Genomic DNA, 22,076 nt, shown 5'->3' with positions numbered 1-22,076 from the left:
AGAGTCCGCAGATCGTTGCGCCGCAATTTCAGCCACTGGCCAACAGCCGATGCGATGCCGCCGCCCATCTGCGCATAGGTCGCCTCTAGGCCGACCGATGCGCCCGCGCCGTTGGACAGGATCGTTTGGGCGGCGATGATCAGATTGTCGGTGACCGGGATCCGCCCGCCATGCAACGCATTGGCCTCGACGACGTCGATCGGCGAGCGTGACCTGCTTCGCAGCCCGCGCCCGAGCGCGATCAGCAGCAGGCCGCCGATCGGCAGCGCAAGAAGTCGCCAGGGATGGTGAATCGATTACAGCGCGCTGAGCCGGTTCACCGTCACGCCGTAAAGGATCCGCTGAATGGAATGCGCGAGCCATTGCTGCACGTTGGTTGATAAGCCCGCACCGAGCCCAACGAGCGCGGCCAGAACGATGAGCGCGGCCTCGCTTTCCCGCAGAAAGCGCCGCTGCCGCCGCGCAAAGAGCCGTAAAAGGAGTTTCGCGGGACGTCGCACCCGGCGCCTAAACCTCGCTTTTTGGACGTTCGTCAAGGCCAGGAGCTGTGCACGCGATCCGACGAGCCACCAGGTACCTTGACACAATATTAGATATCACTAAATTAGAGGCTTCTTATGGATAACATACCGTCCCTCGATATTTTCCGCGACCAGGCGGGGCAAGCCGTCGGGCTGCTCAAGGCGCTGTCGAACCAAAATCGGTTACTGATCATGTGTTATCTCACCGAAGCGGGGGAGTTGTCGGTCGGCGAACTGGCGGACAAGGTCTGCCTCGGTCAGTCCGCGCTGTCGCAACATCTCGCCAAGCTGCGCGACGAGGGGCTGGTCGAGACCCGCCGTCAGGCCCAGACGATCCATTACCGCGTTCGCGATCCCAAGGTCGCGCAGGTGCTAGCACTGCTCCACGATCTCTTTTGCCCGGATCTCGGCCGCGATGATTGACCCGGCGAGCCTCGTCCATGGGCTGATTGGCGGCCTGATGATCGGCGTGGCGGCCGCGGCGATGCTGCTGGGTGCGGGGCGGATCGCGGGGGTCAGTGGACTGGCTGCGCGCGCGGCGGGTATTTCGGACGCAGGCGCTCCGCGCCTCATCGCCGCAGCCTTCGTGATCGGACTGCCGCTCGGTGCGTGGTTGGTGTCGGCGGTGCTCGGTCGGATCGAGACCCGCTTCCCCTCCTCGATCCTGACGCTCGCGGTCGGGGGCTTTATCGTCGGTATCGGCACGCGGCTCGGCTCGGGGTGCACAAGTGGCCACGGCGTCTGCGGCGTTTCGCGCCTGTCCCCGCGCTCGCTTGCCGCTACCGCGATCTTCATGGCGGCGGGCATCACGACCGTGACCGCGATGCGGTGGCTCGGCGTGTCATGGTAGCGCGGTCCGCCACGGTAGCGCTGCTGTCGGGCCTGATCTTCGGCGCGGGTCTGGCCGTCTCCGGCATGACGGACCCAGCGAGGGTGCGTGCATTCCTCGACGTGGCGGGAGATTGGGACCCGACGCTCGCCTTTGTGATGGTGGGCGCGATTCTACCGATGATCGTCGCCTGGCGGATCAAAGCGCGGCTCGATCGGCCGCTCGTCGGTAATGGCTTCCACCTGCCCGCAACGTCAACGATCGACCGAAGGCTCGTCGGAGGGGCGGTTCTGTTCGGCGTTGGCTGGGGGATCGCCGGACTTTGCCCGGGGCCCGGCATCGCCGATCTGGCCGTGCGGCCGCTCCCTGCCGCTGCGTTCGTTGTGGCAATGCTCGGCGGCATGCTCGTCAACCGCCTGAATTGCTCGCGCACACCCGAACTCAAGGAGCCGAAACATGCCGTTCAACAGGCTTGACGCGAACCTGTCCGCGTCACCGCAACTCACGCCCCATGATGTCGCGACCGCGGCCGCGGAGGGGTTTCGGACAATCATCGATAACCGGCCCGATGACGAGGAGCCTGGCCAGCCCTCGGCGGCAACAATCGAAGCGGCCGCGCGCGAACATGGACTAGCGTTCATTCATATACCGGTCGTGCCCGGCACTGTCAGCGATGGCCAGGCGGCCGCCATGGTCCGCGCGCTCGCCGAGGAGCCCGGCCCTGCCCTCGGTTATTGTCGCAGTGGCACACGTGCCGCAACGCTTTGGGCACTCGCGCAGTCCGGCAAGGTTGCTCCCGATACGTTGATCAACACCGCGCGCAGTGCGGGCTACGATCTCGAGGCGCTTCGCCCGCGCTTACAACCAGTATGATGCTCGAACCGCTTCAATATATATTGGGTGGCGGCTCGGGCGCGCTGGTCGGCTTCGTGCTCGGGCTGGTCGGTGGCGGCGGGTCGATCCTTGCGGTGCCGCTGCTCGTGTATCTGGTCGGTGTCCCCAATCCGCATCTGGCGATTGGAACGAGCGCATTCGCAGTCGCCGCCATTGCTGCAATGGGTGTGGTCAACCATGCCCGCGCCGGCACAGTCAGGTGGCGGTGCGCGATCATGTTCGCTGGCGCAGGCGTCGTGGGCGCATTTGCCGGCTCCAGCGTCGGTAAGGCGATCGACGGTCAGAAGCTGTTGTTCCTGTTCGCCATCGTCATGGTTGTCGTCGGCATTGCAATGGTGCGGGGGCGCAAAACCAACGGCGACCCTGCTGCCACGTGCGACGCCCGCAACGCCCCAAAAGTGTTTGGCTACGGCCTTGGGACGGGCGCGTTCTCCGGATTCTTCGGGATCGGCGGCGGATTCCTGATCGTTCCTGGATTGATGGCCTCGACGGAAATGCCCATCATTAACGCGGTCGGCTCATCACTGGTCGCGGTTACGGCCTTTGGGCTGACGACTACGTTCAACTATGCCCTGTCCGGCTTCGTCGACTGGCCGCTGGCGTTCATCTTCGTTGCTGGCGGCACGCTCGGTAGCGTGTTCGGTGCACGGCTCGCCAAGCGACTGGCCGGGACGACAGGGCGGCTGACGACGATCTTTGCAGGGCTGATCTTCGCGGTGGCCGCGTACATGCTCTGGAAGAGCGCAGCCGCGTTCGGCTGATCAATCATCGACCATCCGGGACTTGAGAATATGCAAATCTTCGACCGTGAAAACGCCATCATTGCGGCGTTCTACGACAAGAAGACGGGAAGCTATCAGTACGTCGTTACTGACAAGGCGACCCGCGCGGCTGCCATCGTCGATCCCGTGTTCGACTTCGATGAGAAAGCGGCGGCGACGAGCACGCGCAACGCCGATCACATCGCTGCGTACGTCCGGGACCAAGGACTGACGGTCGAGTGGATTTTCGACACCCACCCACACGCGGACCATTTTTCCGCTGCACCCTATCTAGGCGAGAGGTACGGAGCCCGGCGGGCGATCGGGAAGAAGGTCGTCGACGTCCAGAAACTGTGGAAGGACATTTACCGCCTTCCCGACCTACCCGAAGACGGCAGCCAGTGGGACCAGCTGTTCGGGGCCGGCGACACCTTCCGCGTTGGCGAGCTGGAAGCCCGCGTCCTGTTTTCTCCGGGCCATACGCTGGCATCGATCAGCTACGTGTTCGACGGCTTTGCATTTGTTCACGACACGCTGATGATGCCTGACAGCGGCAGCTCCCGCGCGGATTTCCCAGGGGGCGACGCGCACGCCCTGTATCGCAGCATCCGCGAGCTCCTCGACCTGGCAGGCGACACAGCCCTGTTTGTGGGCCACGACTATGGCAAGGATGGGCGCGAGCCGCAGTGCATGGCAACCGTCGCGCAGCACCGGGCAGAGAACATCCATGTGCACGACGGGATCGGCGAAGAGGCGTTTGTCAAAACTCGCGCCGAACGCGATGCGACGCTGCCGTTGCCGGACCTCATGCTGGCGGCGCTGCAGGTCAACATCCGCGGCGGGCGTTTGCCGGAGCCCGAAAGCGACGGTCGCTCGTATCTGAAAATACCACTCAACTTCTTTGCGTCCGTTCCTGATGATGACTGAGATCAGCGATCACGCTGCAGAGGTGGCTCCGGTCGTCTGCACAGGCTCGCGGCTTGGATAAGTGGATCGCCGCTGGTTGATCATGCCGCTGCGAGAAGCGGCTGGTCGAAGTATATCTGGTCGGGCGTGCGGCCGCCAAGAGCTGAGTGCGGCCGGATGCCATTATAAAATGCGAAGTATCGGCCGATGCCGGCGCGGGCCTCGGGGACCGATGCGTAGGCGYGCAGATATACCTCCTCGTATTTCACCGAGCGCCAAAGGCGCTCAACGAACACGTTGTCGCGCCAGCAGCCCTTGCCGTCCATACTGATGGCGATCTGCTCGCGGTGGAGGACGGCGGTGAAGGCGGAGGACTGGCGCTGGGCGTTGGTACGGGCGTTGCGGCCCCTGTCATCGCCAAGGCGGTCGGCAAGCCCTTCTCGCGGCTCGCTGGGCGCAATGGCGAGCGTACCGCCAATGACTTCACCGATGGCGCATTCGATACCGCCAAGGCAGCGTCGGAGACCAACCTGCCGGTCGATGGCGTCGGTCGAACCGACATCGCGCCGATGCGGTCGAACATCGAATCCCCCTCCATCGTCGGACCCGACATGGGCGCGCCTCGCCAGCCTGACCGTATCGATGTGAACGCTGGTCCTCGCCCGCTGCTCGACCCCGCGACCGATGCCGAGCGCCGCGCCGCAGCCGACCGGCTCAATCCATCCGATGTGATGCCGATCCCCGCCAACACGGTCGACGGCATCGATGAGGCCGCGCGTATTGAGGCGGGTCGGTTCGACCCGGTGAAGGCCCCCCGCGAAGATGCAGGGCTCGTCCCTAACGCGCTGCCGAACGCGAACACCGGCACGATGCTGCCCAAGCGAGGCCCCGCCGATCTGGTGACGTGGCTGCGCTCTCAGGGCGGTATCAAGGCTCAGGGTCGCGAACTGGAGCATTACGGCATCGACAATGCCCCTCGGAAGGGCATGGACTTCGCGGAAGGCGAGAACCGGTACGGTCCGCTCGTGAACAACGACGGCATGACCTATGACAATGCGGCGCACGCAGCGTGGGAAGCGGGGTTTTTCCCCGACCATGCCGAGCGTCCCGACGTGGCTGAATTTCTCGACACGCTCAATCAGACGCACACGGGGAACAATCGCGCATTCCGGTTTTCGGACCTGCCCGAACTGGACGCGTTTCATGCTGCGCGTCGCCAGCGTGGTGATGTGCTGAACGCCAAGGAAAATGGCGCGCCCCTCGTCAACGATCACGGCCAGCCGGTCGGGATGGCCGACCTGGAAGCCAATGCGCCGCCGGTCCATGCTTATGAGGAATGGGGTGAGAATACACCGAACCTCGCGGGCAACATCCGTCTCGATAAACTCGACAGCCCGCAGGCGATCAAGCGCGCGCTCGTCCAGACCGATCGCGTCACGGGCGGGTTCGATGCTGCTCGCCGTGGTCGCATCACGCACGCCGAGACAAAGAACCTTGCCGACGATCTGGGGATGACCACGCGCGATCTGCTCGCCCGTCGCAAGGGCGAGGCGTTCAATGCCGAACAGGCGCTGGCGGCGCGTCAGTTCCTCGCCAAGTCGGGAACCGAGATGGTCAATCTCGCTCGTCGCATGGCGCGGGTCGACAATCCCGGCGACGATCTGGAAGCCGCGTTCAAGTCCGCGTGGATCAGGCACGCCGCGATTCAGGAACAGGTATCGGGGATGACGGCGGAAGCTGGTCGCCTGCTGCAATCGTTCCGCATGGTGGCCGATAGCCGCGACGCCCGCACCGCGTCCGCGCTGGGCGACGTGCTCGGCGGGTCGGGCCGGATGAAGGACGTAGCCGAGAAGCTAGTCGAGCTGGAGAAGGTCGGGGTCGGTCCTGGCGGGATCAATCAGTTCGCGCTCCGCTCGCTCCTGCCACGCTGGCGGGACAAGGCGGTCGAGCTTTACATTAACTCGCTGCTGTCGGGTCCGCAGACGCACGCGGTCAATATCCTGTCCAATACCCTCACCGCGCTGGCGCAGGTTCCCGAGCACGCCGTCGCCGCTGGCGTCGGTGCGATCCGTCGCGCGATTCCCAACCAGCGTAAAACCGACGCGGTATTGTTCTCCGAGCTTGGCGCACGGGCAACGGGGTTGCTCCAGGGGACGCGGGAGGGGATGCGCGAGGCGGCACGTTCGTTCGTCACCGGCCACAGTTCCGACCCGATTACCAAGGTCGAGACCGAACAGATGCACGCGATCGGCGGCAAGCTGGGCTCCGTCATCCGGACGCCAACCCGGTTGCTGTCCGCGGAGGATGAGCTGTTCAAGGGTATTGCCCGCCGCATGGAGCTATCCGGGCTCGCGGTTCGCAAGGCGCGCAGCGAAGGCTTGAAGGGCGATGCCGCGAAGGCTCGTGCCGCTGAACTGGCGAGCAACCCTTCGGACGGCATGCTTCAACGCGCGATGGACTACGGGCGCTACGTCACGTTCCAGCGTCCGCTACCGACCGACAGCTTCGCCGCGGGCGTGAGCCGGGGAACACAGCGTCACCCGATCGCCAAGCTGCTGTTGCCGTTCATCCGCACGCCGGTGAACTTGCTCTCATTTGCCGCCGAACGCTCGCCTATCGCGCCCATGATGCGCCAGTGGCGCAAGGAAGTTGCGGCTGGTGGTGCGAGCCGCGATCTCGCTCTCGCGCGAATGATGGTTGGCACCGGGTTCGGCGCGGCGATGTACGAGATGGCTCTTGCGGGGAAGATCACCGGCGGTGGGCCTGCCGACGACAACGCGCGCCGCCTGATGCTGGCGGACGGCTGGCAGCCCTATTCGTTAAAGGTTGGGGATCGCTATTACAGCTACACCCGGCTTGATCCGTTCTCGACCACCATCGGGACGGTCGCGGACATCGCCGATATGGGCGAGCACATGACCGACAAGCAGCGGGAGCACTCCGCCATGCTGGTCGCCGCCGCGGTCGTTAACAACTTGTCGTCGAAGACGTGGCTTTCGGGCCTGAGTGCGGGCCTGGAAGCGGTGAACGATCCCGACCGCTATCTGCAAAGCTTCCTGTCGCGCACGGCGGGCGGCATCGCCGTGCCGAACGTGGTTGCCCAGATGGCGCGGGTGAACGATCCGATCCTGCGCGAAGCACGCGGGCCGATTGATCGCATTCGCTCGCGCATCCCCGGCCTATCGTCGAGTCTACCGCCTGCGCTCGATGTGTTCGGCAAACCGATAACCGCAGAGGGTGGGTTGGGTCCGGACATCATCTCGCCAATCTGGACCTCCACCGCGAGGCGTGATCCCGTCGTCAATGACATGATCGCGAACGGCGTCACCTTGGGACAGCCAAGCCGCGGCGATATGAGCGCGATAGACTATAATCGGTACCGGGCGGCTGCTGGTCCTGCGGTGCGCAATGCGATGCTGGAGGCGACGACGACTCCAGCATGGGCGCAAGGCGACGCAGATACACGGCAGGAGATAGCGCATCGCGTCATCGCAAAAGCGCGCCGCGGGGTGAAGGGTGGAAAAACCCGGGGTCGGCGTGGACCGAATATCCCGCCACCGCCGCCAGGATTCGTGGTCCAGCCGTGAGCTAATCGACTGGTGACAGGCTCGTGCGGTCGCTTCGATCGCGGACAAACCGGCTCCTGGGCCATATGACCACCAAATAAATGACGATCGCCAGCGCCAGCAGGAAGGGCGCGTAGATGACTAGCACCGCGGCTCGGCGCATCGTGGCCAGAAAGGATGTGAACGCCCTCATCTCCCCTTGGTCATACACCCGACCCCTGTCGCACGATAGGCGAACCGGCTCGTAAGCTCGCTGCTCTGGCAGGCGGGCTGACGTTGCCTCTCGCTCTTGCGCAATGACGCTTTCGCCATCTAAATCGACCCATGACGTATCGCCAAACCGTTCTGCCAGCGCTGCTAATTTTAGGGCTGAGCGCCTGTGAGAAGCGCGCCGCGGACCCCGTAAACGCCCAGGCGGTCGAACCAGATGCGGCGGGTCGCGCGCAAGTTGCTGCAATCATGGGTGACGTACAGCACGACGCGACCGATGCGCGTATCTCGGCGCTGGAAAATCAGGTCGACGCGTTGTCAGCGAAGATGGACGCAAGCGAAGTTGCCGTCCTCAACGCGAGGGTGAGTGCGCTTGAAGCGCGGGCGCAGACTTCGCCGTCGCAGGATGCGAGGCCATCCATGCCGCGTGCCGGTGCGACGCCCTCGGTCGCTGACCCTCACGACGCTCACTGATACGCCGTCGCTGGCCGTAGCGCGTTGATCCGTGACCTGATGGCGCAAGCGCTACCTATGCCACGGGACATCTAGCGCCCATCGTTCATTGGGATATGCTGTCCTTCCGGCCCGTCCTGGTGCGGAGTCGGATTAAGAGGGTATCGATGTCAGATAATGATGATCGACGCGCATCCGATCGCCGACAAGCGGATGATCCGTATTATTCGAACGAAGACCGCAGGGTCGGCGAACGACGCCAGCCTGTTGCCGAGATGGATGATGCTGCGGTGCTGACCGCCTACGAGCAAACCGATGGTGAAGGGCCGCGAGCGCGCGAACTGCTGTCCGAAATAGAGCGACGCGGATTGGACCTCTGATGCTGAATCTCAGCGCTTCCGATAAGGCCATTTTCGCGGTGCTCGCACTTATATTCGTGGCGGCAACGATAGCCTATTTCTGGTTTGACCGACGGGAGAAGCGGCGCGGCGCGCAATGGCACAAGGCGTACTTCCGGGATGGTGGCTTGGTTCGCGCCCTGATGGCGCGGTGGACACCAGTTCCCAAATTGACCGATCTCAGAGTGCGCCCCGATGGCACCAAAAGGGAGTAAGGTCCGCCGGGGCGCTCGCATAATTTGAACGTCGACCGCAGCCCGTCAAAGCGCCGAATTTTGATGATCGTCTCCGTTTGGGACTCACCCGGCGGGGCCATTGCTAGTAGACTGCCGAGGGCGACTCCGTGGGGACGGCGCCGCCAGGGCATCGACATGGCACAGGAACTGGGTTTAGTTGTGATAGCGGCATTGCTCGCCAGCATTGTTGGCGGGAGTGTCGCCTTGCGTCGTGTCGCTGCTAGGCATCGCTGGCCGCGGCTCGGGTAGATGTGCAACCGCGCCCGCAACCGCGGTGAGCCTGAAACCCTGTTCGAACGCTTCGGCGGCGGCTGGCTCAATCCGAAGCTGATGGATAACCGGTTCGATCCGGTCGAGCTGCGCCCGAAGGGGCGGGCATTTGTCGTCCGCGAGCAGGACGGGAAGCGCGGGCTCGAGGTAATGGGCTTGGACGTGCTGGGCGGCGGCTTATTCAAGCGACTTCCATAAACGCATATGCTTTACGCCGCCGGTCCCGAAGTTTTGTCGATGACGACCCGGTTTCGGCCCTCGCGTTTCGCGGTGTAAAGCATTCGATCGGCGGCTTCTATCGCGTCCTCGACCGACCGTCCGATGAGCGATACCGCGCCGATGGACACAGTGACGGTGCCCAGTGGCTCATCCGTCTCGCGCAGTTTGAACGACCGGGCGGCCAGGTCCTGACAAGCCTGTTCGAGCAGTCTCGTCGATTGAATCGTGTCGACGCCATCGGCGATGATCAAAAATTCTTCGCCGCCCCATCGCGCGACGACGTGGACACCCATGCTTTCTGAGAGAGAGGCGGCGACGCCCTTGAGCACCCGGTCGCCTACGCCATGACCGAAGCGATCGTTGATCGACTTGAAATGGTCGACATCGCACATGGCGAGCACACCCGCGGCGGAGCGCCGCCGCGGCTCCAGTTCCTGGAGAACACCCCTCCGGTTCAAGAGTCCGGTCAACCCGTCCCTGTGTGCGTCGTCCCGTATCGTTTCGACTTCTTCTCGAAGCTCCTCGATCTCCTGCGAGGCAGCAGTGAGTTGGGCTTCGATGCCGCGCGTCCGCTGGACCATCGCGGTGACGATTTTCTCAATCGAGTCGGGGCCACCTGCGAGATGGAAGAGGCCGGTCGAGAGATCTCGGCCAAACTCGGACGATTGAGCAGTGGCATCAGCGGTGAGATCGGCCAGACGCAGGGTCTGATGTCGAAGCGCTTCTCGATCGCGGTCCTCGGCGGAATCGACCGCATTCCCGCGCTTGGCTTCTGCAGCCGTGATTCGATCGACGTCGGCCTGGGTGAGCATTCGGCCATCCATCAGAATGCTGTCGACCGCTATGGCGGTGAGGCTGCGGCGGTCGGCCTTGAGGCGCCATATCAATGCATAATTGATGGGAGTGTGTTCGAGACCCTGCTCGTTGAGGAAGCGGAGCACGTCGTACCCGATTCCCTCGGCGGGCTCCGCCAGCACAGTCGAGGCTGACGCATTCGGACGGTTGCGCATGAACATACAGGCTACTCGGGTTGATCAGCCTCCGCCCTATAACCAAAACGTGAATTAACCGTGCTCTCGATGGCTTCGTCTAGCGCTGAGGACTACGAACTCTGCTCTTTGGGATAGGCCTCCGCAATCATCGCGCCAGCAGTCGCTGAGTAGAGGGCTTCCCACGCTTCACGCATGGCGGTCGTGAATCGATCGGCGAGGACATCGCTGAAACAGCCAATAAGCCCTTCCCCGACTACTTCGTAATGCCATGCCTTAACGCCGTAAGCGACATGCCGTTTCGCCAGATCCGTCAAGGAAGGCTGTAGGGCCGACAAGTCGTCTATCTGGCTAACCAGCGCATCTATCATTTCCCGGAATACATTGACTTGATGTGTCATATCGTCGGGAAACAAAGCTCGCGCGAACGGGTGATCGTGCAGCAAGCGGTCATAAAAAATCTGAGAATAATTTACCTCGTGAGCTCGGATAAGATCATAGCTGTCGACGATGGTCTGACCTTGGGATGCAGAAATGTACAACGAGGACCTTCTTCAATCAGCAGCACAGGGCGCGGGTACAGAATGGGCGACCATGCGGGCCGAGGCGACGGCGAGAAGACGGTTTCGCATGGTGTTTTCCATGTTCCGTGGCGACATGGACAGTCTATGCCGATCCCCTTCGCGGTCAAATGAATATCGTTTCACCGCTCCCGCGACGATGCCAGCCGATCTGCGGTTAGTCTGACACACAGCGGGGTGCGATAGAACTGCTCGAGCTGCTCATGCATTCGGCGCACCTCTTCGCATGTCGCAAGCGCCGCTAGCTGCGCCTGCCCCCGAGCCTTGGTCTCGATGTCTGACAGGACGAGAAAGCTGAGCACCGCACCGCGTTAACCGGGGAGCGTTGCGAATCGGTGTGCTGCGAGGATTAACGCAGGGAGGTTCGTTCTGGGATACGAATAGAATGATATGCGCGGCTCAGCGCCAGTATCGTCCGAGCCGGTTGGACGCGACATGTCAGGCAACGTCCGTTGTGCTGATCGATTGCGTGTCGACGGGCCGGTCGCCCACCGTGCAGGAACTGGATGGCTTGGCGGAGCGCATATGGATCGAGAGGGGATGCGACCGCTCGGCGCTCGCGTGGGGAAGACTGGAGGCGTCGTCACGTGATCGCGTGATGGCATTGCGCGCGGCACTTGTCTCAATGAGCGGCAGCGGAGCGTGATTCTGCTCCCCAGCGGAGACGGGAGTCGGAACAAAGGCGACCACCGGCGATTGTCGACCGGTAACGCATAGATCGGACCGGACACAGAGGTGTTCCCCCATCATCGGTTGATCGTAGCGGGCGTCCGTAACCTGAGAGCAAAAATGAACAAGGCAAATCTCGCGCCTCCGCGCATTTCCGACCTCTCACACGATGATCGCCTTAGCGCGCTCTACCGCCGGGCAGCGAGCGAGCGTTCTAACTTTGCGCTGCGGAGAACCCGATCGGTCCCCAGGAGGGCGCTAGATCTGATTGCCGCGCTGATCCGCGCGAGCCGTCGACAAGATTTACGCAGGGTTAGCAATTGATCACCTAGCGTCAGCGGTGGGTATCGTCACGGCGACGGGCCCGCGGTGCCTCGTCTGGGACAGTAACATGTCACTACGACCAGACGGGGCACCGATCTCAGGGTCATCAGTTGCGCGCCCGTGTTATACAGTTAGGCTTGCGGATCAAGTTCAACGGCGTTCAACCTCGACCGCATTGGCGTCCTGAGCCCAATATTTTTGGGACGGGAAAAATCCAACGGTGGGCTTCACCCCACTTTGAGCCAAGCTCTGGGTAAATTCCGTGAGATCGACAGCCGACGAATTGATCGGGTCGGCTATCGCGTTGGGAGAGGCATCGCACGCACTACACACGACGGTATCGTTGCTGAGCGCTTCTTCCCGAAGAGGGAGGATCGGGGACGTAACTTGATCGGCATGATCCACCGCCGACGAGAGCATTAAAATGCTGACGAGGGCAAAGGCAATGAAGCGCATCACCGGTTATAACGATCCGAAACCTTAATATTTCCGCAACGCCGCAAGTCGACTAGCATCCCCCCGGGAGAAGGTGCCAGCGGTGCGTGAGCGGTATCGATGCAGCGCGTGCGGCGCGCGTCCCCGGTCAAGCGTGCCGTCGTGGTCACGAGCGGATTAAACCGGTTCAAGCGCCCGCCAGAACGTGTCCGCGTCGTAGAATATCTGATGCCAGTCCTCGCTTATGCTCGGATCGGGAGGCAAGCGGAGCCCGTCTCCGGTTTCGCTATCGTAGGTCAACGGAAGTGTGACCTCGACCGGTCCTGACCAATAAAGCCCCCCTGCCCCAAGGTCGGCAATCTCGATGGAGTCCACGTCGCAACACTCGTCGATCATGTCCGCTAGATGCTCGTCGCTGCTAGCCGCAAAAATTCCAACAATCTCACGGGGATGGTGTTGGGCCTCATTCAAACGCACCAGATAGGTCTGCATCGCCTGCCTCCTACGGCGCGCCCGATGTAATTCGTGTGTGATTGCGCCCGGAATTACACAGACGTTCGCGGAACATTCGGGAAGGGGAACGTGCCGTGAACCCGCTTGTGAATCAAGGTGCTAGGTATCGTTCGGAACGCCCCGGAACTGCCAGTATCAAGACTGCAAATCCTTGCACGCCGGTTCGATTCCGGCTCGGGCCTCCATCACCGCCTGCCCCTTACGCAGCGGACCAGTTACGCGGCGATCACGATAGCCGCCGCCCGAGCTCCTTGTTGATCCCCAGCGCCACCAGCGTGGCGAGCGCACCCGACAGAAGATACGCTCCCGCCGCGAGCAGCCCGAACCGGCTCGCGAGCAGCAGCGCGACCAGCGGCGCGAATCCCGCGCCGATCAACCACGCCAGATCCGACGTCAGCGCCGCCCCGGTATAGCGCCGCGCGGTCGCGAAATTGGCGGCGACCGCGCCCGACGACTGCCCGAACGCGATCCCCAGAAGCGCGAACCCCGCCACCATGAACACGATCTCGCCGACATCGCCGCCGTTGAGCAGTTGCGGTGCGAAGCCGCTGAACGCCGCGATTCCCGCCGCCGACACGCCGAGCAGATAGCGCCGCCCGACGCGATCCGCGAGCAGCCCCGATGCGACCACCGCGACCAGCCCGACGACACCGCCCATGATTTCGATGATCAGGAACCGCGCGGGGCGCTGCGCGGTGAACAGTGTGACCCAGGATAGCGGGAACACTGTCACCATGTGGAACAGCGCGAAGCTCGCCAGCGGCGCAAACGCGCCGATCACAATGTTGCGCCAGTCGCTTCTCAACGTGTCGCCGACCCGCGATGGTTCGAGATCCTTGCTCTCGAACAGCGCGGTGTAATCGGGCGTCGACACCATCCGCAGCCGAGCGAACAGCGCGACGACGTTGATCGCGAACGCCACGAAGAACGGATAGCGCCAACCCCATTCGAGGAAGTCGGCCGACGACAGCGAAGTCAGGAAAAAGGCGAACAGCCCGCTCGCGACGATCAGCCCGAGCGGCGCGCCCAATTGCGGGATCATCGCGTACCAGCCGCGCCGGTTCTCAGGCGCATTGAGCGCGAGCAGCGAGGCGAGCCCGTCCCACGCGCCGCCGAGCGCGATGCCCTGCCCGATCCGGAAAATGCCGAGCAGGATCGCCGCCCATACCCCGATCGTCTCGTAACCGGGCAGGAACGCGACCGCCGCGGTCGACCCGCCGAGCAGGAACAACGCGATTGTCAGCTTCGTACCCCGCCCGAGCGCCGCGTCGATTCGGAGGAAGATCAGCGACCCGATCGGCCGCGCAATAAAGGCGAGCGAAAAGATCGCAAACGAATACAACGTGCCCGTAAGCCGGTCGACATAGGGGAAGATCAGCGCGGGAAAGACCAGCACCGATGCGATTGCATACACAAAGAAATCGAAGAATTCGGACGTGCGGCCGATGATCACCCCGATCGCGATTTCGCTGGGTCGAATCTCGCCGTGGCGCTGCCCGTTACGCGCCCCGTCACGCGCGTTGATCACGCGCGCGTCGTGCTCGGCCTGTTGGGAACCGGAATCGGCGGCAGCGGGGGCATAGGTGCCGGTGGGGGCAGTCATCAGCTCGGTCTTCCTGGGCCGGGGAACTCGATCGGCCACGATGCGTCATGTGCCTTATATACGCTGCCGATGACATTGGACAAAATGTCCAATGTCGCAACGCAGCATTTTGGCCTAGATCATCGCCATGCCAGTCCCCGGACCATCCGTACGCCATATGCGCGCCGCGCTGCGCTCGCGTCCTGCGCACACCGCGTTGCACGTCATCCCCGCGCTCGCCACCCTGACGCTGCTCGGCGGGTGCGACATGGTCGTCATGAACCCGATGGGCGACGTCGCGCTGCAACAGCGCAACCTCGTCATCTTTGCGACGGTGCTGATGCTGACGATCGTGATCCCGGTGATCGCGCTGGTCGGCATCTTCGCGTGGAAATACCGCGCGGGTAACAAGGAGGCGCGCTACGAACCTGACTGGGATCATTCGACCCAGCTTGAGCTCCTGATCTGGGCGGCGCCGCTGCTGATCGTCATTTGCCTTGGCGCGGTGACGTGGACCGGCGCGCATCTGCTCGATCCCTATCGCCCGATCGGGCGGATCGCGAAGGGCCGCCCCGTTCCCGCCGATGCCAAGCCGCTCGAGGTTCAGGTCGTCGCGCTCGATTGGAAATGGTTGTTCATCTATCCCGAATACGGCTTTGCGACCGTCAACCAACTCGCCGCGCCGGTCGATCGCCCGATCGAATTCCGCCTTACCTCGTCGTCGGTGATGAACGCGTTCTACGTCCCGACGCTGGCTGGGATGATCTACGCGATGCCGACGATGGAGACGAAGCTCCACGCGGTGATCAACCGCCCGGGGAATTACGCGGGTTTCTCGTCCAACTACAGCGGCGCGGGCTTTTCGCAGATGCGGTTCCGCTTCTACGGGATGACCGATGCCGGGTTCACCGCCTGGGTCGCGCGCAATCAGGCGTCGGCGACCCCGCTGACCCGCGCCAATTATCTGACGCTCGAAAAGCCGACCGTCAACGCGCCGGTGATGCGCTTCGGTCGCGTCGCGCCGGGATTGTTCCACGCCATCGTCAACCACTGCGTGATCGCCGGATCAGTCTGCATGAGCAGCATGATGAAGATGGATGCTGCGGACCCCTCCGCGATGGCGGATGAGAAGGGCCGCGCCACGCCGATCGGCCCCCGCCCGCAATCGCCGCTCACCAGTACTGATGCGGGCGGGCCGCCCCCTGCCAATCCCGCCGCGATTCCCCAGCGTGGGCCGTCCTCCCCCGACGCCCAGCATATTCCCGCCAAGCGCCCGCTTTGAAATGGCCCTGCCGATGACCCCCTCGATCCCCACCGTCAGCCCGATCCTCGGTCGCTTCACGATCGAGGCGCTGCCGCTCCACGAACCGATCGTCGTCGCCACCTTCGTCGCGGTCGCGCTGGGCGGCGCGGCGTTGCTGGGCGCGCTGACCTGGTTCAAGCTGTGGGGTTACCTGTGGAAGGAATGGTTCACCACGGTCGACCACAAGCGGATCGGGATCATGTACATGATCCTCGGCATCGTCATGCTGCTCCGCGGGTTCTCCGACGCGATCATGATGCGTGCCCAGCAGGCGATGGCGTTCAACGGGTCCGAAGGCTATCTCAACGCGCATCATTATGATCAGGTCTTCACCGCGCACGGCGTGATCATGATCTTCTTCGTCGCGATGCCGATCGTGACGGGCCTCATGAACTATGTCGTCCCGCTCCAGATCGGCGCGCGCGACGTGTCGTTCCCGTTCCTCAACAATTTCAGCTTCTGGATGACTGGCGCGGGCGCGGCGATCGTCATGATGAGCCTGTTCGTCGGCGAATTCGCGCAGACCGGCTGGCTCGCGATGCCACCCTTGTCGGGGATCGGCGCCAGCCCAGGGGTCGGAGTCGACTACTATATCTGGTCGCTCCAGATCGCGGGTATCGGCACGCTATTGTCCGGCGTCAATCTGATCGCGACGATCGTCAAGATGCGCGCGCCCGGCATGTCGATGATGAAGATGCCGATCTTTTGCTGGACCGCGCTGTGCACCAACATCCTGATCGTCGCCGCCTTCCCGGTGCTCACCGCGGTGCTCGCGCTGCTCAGCCTCGATCGCTACGCCGACACCGCGTTCTTCACGAACACGCTGGGTGGCAACCCGATGATGTACGTCAACCTGATCTGGATCTGGGGCCACCCCGAGGTCTATATCCTGATCCTGCCGATGTTCGGGGTGTTCAGCGAAGTCGTCTCGACCTTCTCGGGCAAGCGGCTCTTCGGCTACACCTCGATGGTCTATGCGACATTGGTCATCACCGTGCTCGCGTATCTCGTCTGGCTCCACCATTTCTTCACGATGGGATCGGGGGCCAGCGTCAACAGCTTCTTCGGGATCACGACGATGATCATCTCGATTCCGACGGGCGCGAAGATCTTCAACTGGCTGTTCACGATGTACCGCGGCCGGGTGCGGTTCGAACTGCCGATGATGTGGTCGGTCGCGTTCATGATCACCTTCACGCTCGGGGGAATGACCGGGGTGCTGCTCGCGGTGCCGCCCGCCGACTTCGTGCTCCACAATTCGCTGTTCCTGGTCGCACATTTCCACAACGTGATCATCGGCGGCGTGCTGTTCGGCGCGTTCGCGGCGATCAATTACTGGTGGCCCAAGGCGTTCGGGTTCAAGCTCAACCAGTTCTGGGGCAAGGTCAGCTTCTGGTTCTGGGTGATCGGTTTCTATTTCGCGTTCATGCCGCTTTATGTCCTGGGGCTGATGGGCGTGACGCGCCGGTTGCGCACCTTCGACGACCCCAGCCTGCAGATCTGGTTCATCATCGCCGGGTTCGGCGCGTTCCTGGTCGCGATCGGGATTGGTGCGATGCTTATGCAGTTCTACGTCAGCATCCGCGACCGCGAGCAATTGCGCGATCCGACCGGCGATCCGTGGAACGGTCGCACGCTCGAATGGTCGACCTCTTCGCCGCCACCCGACTATAATTTCGCGTTCACCCCGGTCATCCATGACAATGATGCGTGGTGGGACATGAAGGCGCGCGGCTATCAGCGCCCGGTGAACGGCTATGCCGATATCCATATGCCGAGCAACACCGGTACCGGGATGATCCTGGGCGGTCTCAGCGTCGCGTTCGGGGTGGCGATGATCTGGTACGTCTGGTGGCTCGCCGCGCTTGCCTTCGTCGGCATCCTCGCGGTCGCGATCGGGCATACCTTCAACTACAAGCGCGATTTCCACATCCCCGCGACCGAGGTCACCGCGATCGAGGACGCCCGCACCGCCCGCCTCGTGGGAGCAGCAGCATGACCGCCCCCGTCGTCCCGCTCGACCGCGACCAGTTCCATCTAGCCGAGGAACCGCACCACCCCGAAGGGTCGAGCACGATGCTCGGCTTCTGGCTCTACCTGATGAGCGATTGCCTGATCTTCGCGATGCTGTTCGCGACCTATGGCGTGCTCGGCACCAGCTACGCGGGCGGGCCGGGGCCGAAGGAATTGTTCGAACTGCCGCTGGTCGCGGTCAACACCGCGATGCTGCTGTTCTCCTCGATCACCTACGGCTTCGCGATGCTGAGCATGACCGAGGGCAGGCGCGGCGCGACTCAAGGCTGGCTCGCGGTGACCGCATTGTTCGGCCTCGCCTTCATCGGGATCGAACTCTACGAATTCACCCACCTGATCATGGAGGGCGCGGGGCCGCAGCGCAGCGCGTTCCTGTCGTCGTTCTTCACGCTGGTCGGCACCCATGGGCTCCACGTCACCTTCGGGTTGATCTGGCTCGTCGTGCTGATGGTGCAGGTCCAGATGAAGGGGCTGATCCCCGCCAACCGGCGGCGACTGATGTGCCTGTCGCTGTTCTGGCACTTCCTCGACGTGGTCTGGATCGGGGTCTTCACCTTCGTCTATCTGATGGGAATGCTGCGATGAGCCCCCCCTCCTTACACACTGCTGGGCATGTCGAGGCTGGTCCGCAGGACCACGCGCACGACGACGAGGAATCGCACGGCTCGCGCAAGGGCTATTGGGTAGGCTTCGCGCTGTCGGCGGTGCTGACCGCGATCCCCTTCTGGCTGGTGATGACGCTGACGCTCGGCAAACAAGCGACCGCGCTGCTGATCATGGCGTTCGCCGCGGTGCAGATGGTCGTCCACATGATCTTCTTCCTCCACATGAACCGTCGTGCGGAGGGGGGCTGGTCGATCATGGCGCTGTTGTTCACGATCGTCATCGTCGGGATCGCGCTCAGCGGCTCGCTCTGGGTGATGTACCATATGAACGCCAACATGATGCCGATGCAGGCCGCGAGCGACATGGGGTGACGCGCACCCGCGTCTTGCGTGCCGTGGTTGGCGCGGCGTGGATCGCCGCGATTCTCGGGCTGATCGCGCTCGGCACCTGGCAGGTCCATCGGCGCGCGTGGAAACTCGATCTGATCGCGCGGGTCGACGCGCGGATCCACGCCGCGCCGGTGCCCGCCCCCACCACCGCGGGGAAGGACGACGAATACCGCCGCGTCCGCACGACCGGGCGCTATCTCGCGGACAAGGACACGCTGGTTCAGGCGTCGACGGTGCGCGGGCCGGGCTGGTGGGTCATGACCCCGCTCGCCAGTCCCAACGGCACCGTGTTGATCAACCGCGGCTATGTGCCCGGTCGCGCGCCGCCCGCGCCGCCGCCGGGGGTGGTCACCGTCACCGGGCTGCTCCGCCTGACCGAACCCGGCGGGGGTTTCCTGCGCCACAACGATCCCGCCGCAAACCGCTGGTATTCGCGCGACGTCGCCGCGATCGCGCACGCCGATCGGCTCCGCCTCGCTCCCTATTTCATCGACGCCGATGCCGCACCCGCCGCGACCAGCCAGCCCGTCGGCGGGCTGACGGTGGTGTCGTTTCCGAACAGCCACCTCGTCTACGCGATCACATGGTATACGCTGGCGATCATGACCGCCGCGGGCCTTCTCTACTGGATCACCTCGCTCCGCCGCGACCGGCGGCGCGGATGATCGCGGGGACACCCGTCGCCGCCCAGGTCCCCGTCCCAGTCCAGGTCGGCGACCGCGCGGGGCACGACAACATGCTCCAGCTTGTCCAGCTGCGCTGGCTCGCGGTGGCGGGGCAGCTCGCGACGATCCTGCTGACCCAATTCGCGTTCGGGATCGCGCTGCCGCTGGTCGCGATGCTGGGTGTGCTCGCCGGGCTCGTCATGCTCAATCTGGCGAGCATCGCGCTGATGCGCCGCCGCCGCACCATCACCAACGGCGAGCTGTTCGGCGCGCTGCTGCTCGACGTCGCCGCGCTCTCGGCACAGCTCTACTTCAGCGGCGGCGCGACCAATCCCTTCGTCTCGCTGTTCCTGCTCCAGGTTGTGCTCGGCTCGGTCCTCCTCGCTCGCTGGTCAAGCTGGGCGCTCGTCGTCGCGACCAGCTTCGCCTTTGCGCTGCTCACCGCGATCTATTGTCCGATCGTGCTCCCCGCCGGTTTCGATCGCAGCCTGTTCGCGCTCCATATCCAGGGGATGTGGGTGTGCTTCGCGCTCGTCGCGGTGCTGCTGGTGATGTTCGTCACCCGGATCAACGGCAATTTGCGCGCGCAGGACGCGCATCTGGTCGCGATCCGGCGCCAGGCGGACGAGGAAGAACATATCGTCCGGATCGGCATGCTCGCCTCGGGCGCGGCGCATGAACTCGGCACGCCGTTGTCGTCGCTGTCGGTGATCCTCGGCGACTGGCGGCGGATCGATGCGATCGCGCGCGACCCCGATCTGGTCCGCGATGTCGAGGAGATGCAGGCCGAGGTCCAGCGTTGCAAGGCGATCGTAACGAGCATCCTGCTGTCGTCGGGCGATGCGCGGGGCGAACAGTCCGCCGCGACCACGGTACGCGCATTGTTCGATCGCGTCGTCGCCGATTGGGCCGCGGCGCGCGATTTCGTGCACGCCCGCTACCATGATGCATTCGGTCCCGATGTCCCGATCGCGTCCGACGTCGTCCTGCAACAGGCGGTGTTCAACCTGCTCGACAACGCCGCCGAGGTATCGCCTGGAGGCATCGACATCACGCTCGCGCGTATCGACGATTCCCTCACGCTGAGCGTTCGCGACGAAGGCTCGGGCTTCGCCCCCGATCAGCTCGCCAATCTCGGCAAGCCGTACAACAGCAGCAAGGTCGAACTCGGTCGCGGGCTCGGCTTATTCCTGGTCGGCAATGTCGCGCGCAAGCTTGGCGGCACCTTGGCGGCGCATAACCTCTCGGACGGCACCGGTGCCGAGGTCACGCTGCGGCTCCCGCTCGTCGCGATCAGTCTGGCGGACGATCATGGATAAGCCGCTGCTGTTGATCGTTGAGGACGACGCCGCCTTCGCACGAACGCTGCAACGCTCGTTCGAGCGCCGCCGTTATGAGGTGGTCGTCGCCGACGGCCCGGCCGCAGCCGACGCGCTGCTCGCGACGCGTACCCCCGCCTATGCGGTGGTCGACCTGAAGCTCGCGCATTCCTCGGGCCTGACCTGCGTCGAGACGCTGCACGCGCACGATCCGTCGACGATCATCATCGTCCTCACCGGCTATGCGAGCATCGCCACCGCGGTCCAGTCGATCAAATTGGGCGCTACTTCCTACCTCGCCAAGCCCGCCAACACCGACGACATCGAACGCGCGTTCGGGATGGCGATCGGCGATCCCGACGTCGCGATCGGCACCCGGCCGACTTCGATCAAGACGATCGAATGGGAACGGATCAACGAAGTGCTTGCCGAAACCGGCTTCAACGTGTCGGAAACCGCGCGGCGGCTGGGGATGCACCGCCGTACGCTCGCCCGGAAACTGGAAAAGCGCCGCATCGTCTAAACGGGCGCGTGGCATGGAGCCCCGCCGCCAAGCAGCGAGGCCCCATCTCAAATCAGTTAGTTTCCATCGAATGCTTGAGGTCGCGCATTTCGTCGTGACCCGCTTTCACCGATGTCCATGCGCTCTGGATCGCGGTCTTGACCTCCGCACCCAGCGCATCGTCCTTCAGCGCATCTTCGAATTTGGCCTTGATATGATCTTCCCCGCGTTCGACCTCGTTGACGATCGCCTTGTCGTCATGCCCCGTCACCGCGGCCTTAAGATCGAGAAAGGTGCGGTGAGCGCCCGCCAAAATCGTGCCGTCGTCCTCGGGATTGCCCCCCAGGCGGCTGACGACCGCCTGCAGATCGGTGGCAGCCTTGCGGCGTTCGCTGGCGCGGCTGGTGAACATCGTCGCGAACCGTCCGTTCTTCACGTCCTTGGCAGCATCGGTATAGCCGTCGACGCTGTCTATCGTCGTCGCGATCAGGCCGTTGAGCGTGCGGATGTCATGGCTGGTATCGGTCATTGGCTTATTTCTCCGCTAGTTGGTTGAACGGATAAAACGCCACACCTTACAAAAAAGGTCCGCGCGAATGACGCGGACAGAGGTGGCTCCGGTCGTCTGCACAGGCTCGCGGCTTGGATAAGTGGATCGCCGCTGGTTGATCATGCCGCTGCGAGAAGCGGCTGGTCGAAGTATATCTGGTCGGGCGTGCGGCCGCCAAGAGCTGAGTGCGGCCGGATGCCATTATAAAATGCGAAGTATCGGCCGATGCCGGCGCGGGCCTCGGGGACCGATGCGTAGGCGTGCAGATATACCTCCTCGTATTTCACCGAGCGCCAAAGGCGCTCAACGAACACGTTGTCGCGCCAGCAGCCCTTGCCGTCCATACTGATGG

General features: G+C 63.6%; 27 protein-coding genes and 1 pseudogene. 18 read left to right on the top strand and 10 right to left on the bottom strand.

Annotated features, from left to right (window positions below):
• Positions 1 to 200: chloride channel protein (locus tag EAH84_RS16455; protein WP_277753737.1), on the bottom strand; the 200-nt coding region annotated here is incomplete at its 3' end.
• Between the two features lie 96 nt (positions 201 to 296).
• The gene (locus tag EAH84_RS16450) at positions 297 to 500 is read right to left on the bottom strand and encodes a hypothetical protein (RefSeq protein ID WP_241656637.1); all 204 of its coding nucleotides are present in this window, start codon (positions 498 to 500) and stop codon (positions 297 to 299) included.
• 117 nt (positions 501 to 617) lie between these two features.
• Between EAH84_RS16450 and EAH84_RS14815 the strand changes: the two genes are divergently transcribed.
• From EAH84_RS14815 to EAH84_RS14790, 6 genes are read left to right on the top strand one after another with little or no spacing between them, the layout of a single operon-like run.
• Positions 618 to 944, top strand: a complete 327-nt coding sequence (locus EAH84_RS14815; RefSeq protein WP_140872759.1) for an ArsR/SmtB family transcription factor — start codon at positions 618 to 620, stop codon at positions 942 to 944.
• Positions 937 to 1,371: a YeeE/YedE family protein gene (locus EAH84_RS14810; protein WP_140872758.1), complete on the top strand. Its 435-nt coding sequence runs from the start codon at positions 937 to 939 to the stop codon at positions 1,369 to 1,371. The genes EAH84_RS14815 and EAH84_RS14810 overlap by 8 nt, the downstream gene beginning before the upstream one ends.
• Positions 1,365 to 1,826 (top strand): DUF6691 family protein, encoded by a 462-nt coding sequence (locus EAH84_RS14805; protein WP_140872757.1) that lies wholly within the window; start codon positions 1,365 to 1,367, stop codon positions 1,824 to 1,826. The genes EAH84_RS14810 and EAH84_RS14805 overlap by 7 nt, the downstream gene beginning before the upstream one ends.
• Positions 1,807 to 2,223 carry a TIGR01244 family sulfur transferase gene (locus EAH84_RS14800; RefSeq protein WP_140872756.1) on the top strand — a complete coding sequence of 139 codons (417 nt, stop codon included), beginning with the start codon at positions 1,807 to 1,809 and terminating at the stop codon, positions 2,221 to 2,223. The genes EAH84_RS14805 and EAH84_RS14800 overlap by 20 nt, the downstream gene beginning before the upstream one ends.
• Positions 2,220 to 3,005, top strand: coding sequence for a sulfite exporter TauE/SafE family protein (locus EAH84_RS14795; protein WP_194150414.1), 786 nt, complete (start codon positions 2,220 to 2,222; stop codon positions 3,003 to 3,005). The genes EAH84_RS14800 and EAH84_RS14795 overlap by 4 nt, the downstream gene beginning before the upstream one ends.
• Before the next feature lie 30 nt (positions 3,006 to 3,035).
• A complete protein-coding gene (locus tag EAH84_RS14790; protein ID WP_140872755.1) occupies positions 3,036 to 3,932 on the top strand; it encodes an MBL fold metallo-hydrolase in 897 nt (298 codons plus the stop codon).
• 80 nt (positions 3,933 to 4,012) lie between these two features.
• On the opposite strand, the pseudogene EAH84_RS14785 reads toward EAH84_RS14790, so the two are convergent.
• Positions 4,013 to 4,354: pseudogene (locus tag EAH84_RS14785) on the bottom strand (integrase core domain-containing protein); the annotation flags it as partial.
• Between the two features lie 1,188 nt (positions 4,355 to 5,542).
• On the opposite strand from EAH84_RS14785, the gene EAH84_RS14780 reads away from it, so the two are divergent.
• The 5 genes from EAH84_RS14780 (at position 5,543) to EAH84_RS14760 (ending at position 9,242) form a co-directional block, all read left to right on the top strand.
• Positions 5,543 to 7,498, top strand: a complete 1,956-nt coding sequence (locus tag EAH84_RS14780; RefSeq protein WP_140872754.1) for a hypothetical protein — start codon at positions 5,543 to 5,545, stop codon at positions 7,496 to 7,498.
• Between the two features lie 303 nt (positions 7,499 to 7,801).
• A complete protein-coding gene (locus tag EAH84_RS14775) occupies positions 7,802 to 8,161 on the top strand; it encodes a hypothetical protein (protein ID WP_140872753.1) in 360 nt (119 codons plus the stop codon).
• Between the two features lie 146 nt (positions 8,162 to 8,307).
• Positions 8,308 to 8,520 carry a hypothetical protein gene (locus EAH84_RS14770; protein WP_140872752.1) on the top strand — a complete coding sequence of 71 codons (213 nt, stop codon included), beginning with the start codon at positions 8,308 to 8,310 and terminating at the stop codon, positions 8,518 to 8,520.
• Positions 8,520 to 8,753 (top strand): hypothetical protein, encoded by a 234-nt coding sequence (locus EAH84_RS14765; RefSeq protein ID WP_140872751.1) that lies wholly within the window; start codon positions 8,520 to 8,522, stop codon positions 8,751 to 8,753. Before EAH84_RS14770 ends, EAH84_RS14765 begins: the two co-directional genes overlap by 1 nt.
• Positions 8,754 to 9,023: 270 nt before the next feature.
• Positions 9,024 to 9,242 (top strand): hypothetical protein, encoded by a 219-nt coding sequence (locus tag EAH84_RS14760; protein WP_194150413.1) that lies wholly within the window; start codon positions 9,024 to 9,026, stop codon positions 9,240 to 9,242.
• An 11-nt stretch (positions 9,243 to 9,253) separates the two neighbouring features.
• Here EAH84_RS14760 and EAH84_RS14755 read toward each other — a convergent pair whose 3' ends face one another.
• The 5 genes from EAH84_RS14755 to EAH84_RS14730 all read right to left on the bottom strand — a co-directional run bounded on the left by EAH84_RS14755 (position 9,254) and on the right by EAH84_RS14730 (position 14,377).
• The gene (locus EAH84_RS14755) at positions 9,254 to 10,279 is read right to left on the bottom strand and encodes a GGDEF domain-containing protein (RefSeq protein WP_140872750.1); all 1,026 of its coding nucleotides are present in this window, start codon (positions 10,277 to 10,279) and stop codon (positions 9,254 to 9,256) included.
• Between the two features lie 86 nt (positions 10,280 to 10,365).
• Entirely contained in the window at positions 10,366 to 10,794 is a 429-nt protein-coding gene (locus EAH84_RS14750) for a globin domain-containing protein (RefSeq protein ID WP_140872749.1), read from the bottom strand.
• A gap of 1,182 nt (positions 10,795 to 11,976) precedes the next feature.
• Positions 11,977 to 12,282, bottom strand: coding sequence for a hypothetical protein (locus EAH84_RS14740; protein ID WP_140872747.1), 306 nt, complete (start codon positions 12,280 to 12,282; stop codon positions 11,977 to 11,979).
• Between the two features lie 156 nt (positions 12,283 to 12,438).
• Complete coding sequence (locus tag EAH84_RS14735; protein WP_140872746.1) at positions 12,439 to 12,753, bottom strand: hypothetical protein; 315 nt, start codon at positions 12,751 to 12,753, stop codon at positions 12,439 to 12,441.
• A gap of 247 nt (positions 12,754 to 13,000) precedes the next feature.
• Positions 13,001 to 14,377 (bottom strand): MFS transporter, encoded by a 1,377-nt coding sequence (locus EAH84_RS14730; RefSeq protein ID WP_140872745.1) that lies wholly within the window; start codon positions 14,375 to 14,377, stop codon positions 13,001 to 13,003.
• Between the two features lie 157 nt (positions 14,378 to 14,534).
• Between EAH84_RS14730 and cyoA the strand changes: the two genes are divergently transcribed.
• The 7 genes from cyoA to EAH84_RS14695 are packed head-to-tail and all read left to right on the top strand — an operon-like array spanning position 14,535 to position 21,195.
• Complete coding sequence (cyoA, locus tag EAH84_RS14725; protein WP_140872761.1) at positions 14,535 to 15,638, top strand: ubiquinol oxidase subunit II; 1,104 nt, start codon at positions 14,535 to 14,537, stop codon at positions 15,636 to 15,638.
• A gap of 13 nt (positions 15,639 to 15,651) precedes the next feature.
• Positions 15,652 to 17,658 (top strand): cytochrome o ubiquinol oxidase subunit I, encoded by a 2,007-nt coding sequence (gene cyoB, locus EAH84_RS14720; protein ID WP_140872744.1) that lies wholly within the window; start codon positions 15,652 to 15,654, stop codon positions 17,656 to 17,658.
• Positions 17,655 to 18,278, top strand: a complete 624-nt coding sequence (gene cyoC / locus EAH84_RS14715; RefSeq protein WP_140872743.1) for a cytochrome o ubiquinol oxidase subunit III — start codon at positions 17,655 to 17,657, stop codon at positions 18,276 to 18,278. Before cyoB ends, cyoC begins: the two co-directional genes overlap by 4 nt.
• Complete coding sequence (gene cyoD, locus EAH84_RS14710) at positions 18,275 to 18,670, top strand: cytochrome o ubiquinol oxidase subunit IV (protein WP_140872742.1); 396 nt, start codon at positions 18,275 to 18,277, stop codon at positions 18,668 to 18,670. The genes cyoC and cyoD overlap by 4 nt, the downstream gene beginning before the upstream one ends.
• Entirely contained in the window at positions 18,667 to 19,353 is a 687-nt protein-coding gene (locus tag EAH84_RS14705) for an SURF1 family protein (protein WP_140872741.1), read from the top strand. Before cyoD ends, EAH84_RS14705 begins: the two co-directional genes overlap by 4 nt.
• Positions 19,350 to 20,672 carry an ATP-binding protein gene (locus EAH84_RS14700; protein ID WP_140872740.1) on the top strand — a complete coding sequence of 441 codons (1,323 nt, stop codon included), beginning with the start codon at positions 19,350 to 19,352 and terminating at the stop codon, positions 20,670 to 20,672. Before EAH84_RS14705 ends, EAH84_RS14700 begins: the two co-directional genes overlap by 4 nt.
• The gene (locus EAH84_RS14695) at positions 20,665 to 21,195 is read left to right on the top strand and encodes a response regulator transcription factor (RefSeq protein ID WP_194150412.1); all 531 of its coding nucleotides are present in this window, start codon (positions 20,665 to 20,667) and stop codon (positions 21,193 to 21,195) included. Before EAH84_RS14700 ends, EAH84_RS14695 begins: the two co-directional genes overlap by 8 nt.
• A gap of 52 nt (positions 21,196 to 21,247) precedes the next feature.
• Here EAH84_RS14695 and EAH84_RS14690 read toward each other — a convergent pair whose 3' ends face one another.
• Both EAH84_RS14690 and EAH84_RS14685 read right to left on the bottom strand, forming a co-directional pair.
• Positions 21,248 to 21,703 carry a PA2169 family four-helix-bundle protein gene (locus tag EAH84_RS14690; RefSeq protein ID WP_140872739.1) on the bottom strand — a complete coding sequence of 152 codons (456 nt, stop codon included), beginning with the start codon at positions 21,701 to 21,703 and terminating at the stop codon, positions 21,248 to 21,250.
• A gap of 140 nt (positions 21,704 to 21,843) precedes the next feature.
• The coding region (locus tag EAH84_RS14685) for an integrase core domain-containing protein (protein WP_140871468.1) at positions 21,844 to 22,076 on the bottom strand (233 nt) is incomplete at its 5' end.

This window comes from Sphingomonas oligophenolica (assembly GCF_006438955.1).
Classification (GTDB): Bacteria; Pseudomonadota; Alphaproteobacteria; order Sphingomonadales; family Sphingomonadaceae; genus Sphingomonas; species Sphingomonas oligophenolica_A.
The sequence above is the reverse complement of the archived record's forward strand: the minus strand, read 5'-3'. Positions and strand labels throughout refer to the sequence as shown.